The 2,154-nt window shown below is 60.2% G+C and carries 2 protein-coding genes; one reads left to right on the top strand and one right to left on the bottom strand.

Translation table 11 applies throughout. From position 1 onward, the window contains the following. On the top strand, window positions 1–1,907 hold a 1,907-nt coding region (gene acs, locus QT222_RS02055), incomplete at its 5' end, for an acetate--CoA ligase (protein ID WP_491476149.1). Window positions 1,908–1,919: 12 nt separating this feature from the next. Here the strand turns inward: acs and QT222_RS02050 are convergent. Further along, on the bottom strand, window positions 1,920–2,154 hold a 235-nt coding region (locus tag QT222_RS02050; protein WP_491476148.1), incomplete at its 5' end, for a hypothetical protein.

The raw sequence follows: 2,154 nt of genomic DNA, 5'->3' as shown, positions 1-2,154 counted from the left end.
CGAACGTGTCGGACCCCTCGATTTACGAGGAGTTCGAGGAGAACTGGCCCGAGTGTTGGGAACGGGCCGCCGAGATGCTGGATTGGGATGACGACTACGACGAGGTACTTGATGACTCGAATCCACCGTTCTACAAGTGGTTTACCGGTGGAAAGCTGAACGTCTCGTACAACTGTGTCGACCGACACGTCGAAAATGGCGAGAAAAACCGGGTTGCAATTAAGTGGGAGGGGGAACACGGCGACACGCGGACCTACACGTATCAGGACCTCTATCGCGAGGTAAACGAGTTCGCGGCCGCACTCCGGGACCTCGGCGTCGAGGAAGACGACGTGGTGACTCTCTATATGCCGATGGTTCCCGAGCTACCGATTGCGATGCTCGCGTGTGCTCGTATCGGCGCACCGCACTCGGTGGTATTCGGTGGGTTCTCTGCCGAGGCGCTCGCGACGCGGATGAACTCCGCTGACTCCCGGTATCTCGTCACTTGTGACGGCTACTACCGCCGCGGCGACGCACTCGACCACCTCGACAAGGCGAACGAGGGTCTCGATGGCGTCGACCACGGCGTCGATGCAACAGTGGTTGTCGACCGACTGGGAGACGATGGGTTCGGACACGACCTGAAGGCAAACCAGCACGACTGGGACGACCTGATGAGCGAACACGCTGGCGAGCGTATCGACCCCGTCGAGCGCGACGCCGAAGACATGCTCTTCTTGATGTACACCTCGGGCACGACCGGTCAGCCCAAAGGCGTCAAACACACCACCGGCGGCTATCTCGCCTATGCGGCGTGGACCTCACACGCCGTCTTAGACATTAAAAAGGAAGACACCTACTGGTGCTCTGCGGACATCGGCTGGATTACCGGCCACTCCTACATCGTCTATGGACCGCTGGCCCTCGGAACGACGACTGTCATGTACGAGGGTACCCCGGACTTCCCCAACCGCGACCGTCTGTGGGACATCGTCGAAAAGGACTCGGTCGACATTTTCTACACCGCGCCGACGGCGATTCGTGCCTTCATGAAGTGGGGAAGTAGGTTCCCAGAACAACACGACCTGTCGAGTCTTCGCCTCTTGGGGACAGTGGGTGAACCCATCAACCCGCGTGCGTGGAAGTGGTACTACAAGCACATCGGCAACGAGGAGTGCCCTGTCGTCGACACGTGGTGGCAGACTGAGACGGGCGGGATGATGATTACGACCCTCCCGGGAATCAAGAAGATGAAACCGGGGTCAGCCGGGCCGCCGCTGCCGGGTATCGACGCGAAAGTCGTCGATACGAGTGGGGAGCAGGTCGATGCTGGCCGAGCGGGCTACCTCACGGTCGACAAGCCGTGGCCGGGCATGCTCCGGACGCTCTACAAGAACGACGAGCGATTCGTCCAGGAGTACTGGCGGGAGTACTCTGATACCGACAGCAACGACCCAGCCGACTGGGTGTACTTCCCAGAGGACGGAGCGAAAATCGACCAGGACGAGTACATCACCATCCTTGGCCGCGTCGACGACGTAATCAACGTCTCCGGACACCGTCTCGGGACGATGGAAATCGAGTCCGCCATCGTCGGTGTCGAAGGCGTCGCCGAAGCGGCGGTCGTCGGCGGCGACCACGAGGTAAAAGGCGAGGCCGTCTACGCCTACGTCATCACAGAAGAGTCACAGACGGAAGACGACGAGATGCGCGAACGCATCATCACGGGCGTCGAAGACGCAATTGGCCCAATCGCCCGCCCCGAACAGGTCGTGTTCACGCCCGAACTGCCGAAGACGCGGTCTGGGAAGATTATGCGTCGACTCCTCGAAGAGATTGCGAACGGAGAAGAACTCGGTGATACAACGACGCTTCGGAACCCCGAAATCGTCGAATCGATTCAGCAACAGGTCGACACCGAGTAGCCACCTGCAGCCTCACCGTTCGTTTTCTTCTAACCATGCAGCGAGCGACCGCTCGTCGCGGAAATACATCCGCTCGCGAACGCCGTCGCGTTCGAGGACGACGAGCAAGTGTTTCTCTGAGAGACGAATGTCTTCACCGCTGTACGCACAGGGTTCGATTCGTTCGTCCCCGGGTCGCCACAGTCGGTGCGGAACGACGCGGACGATGGTGTCTTCCCGACCTGTCGGTGACTGGCCGGTGTAATCC

This window comes from Haloferax sp. s1 (assembly GCF_058382125.1).
This window is presented reverse-complemented; position numbering and strand designations above follow the sequence as displayed.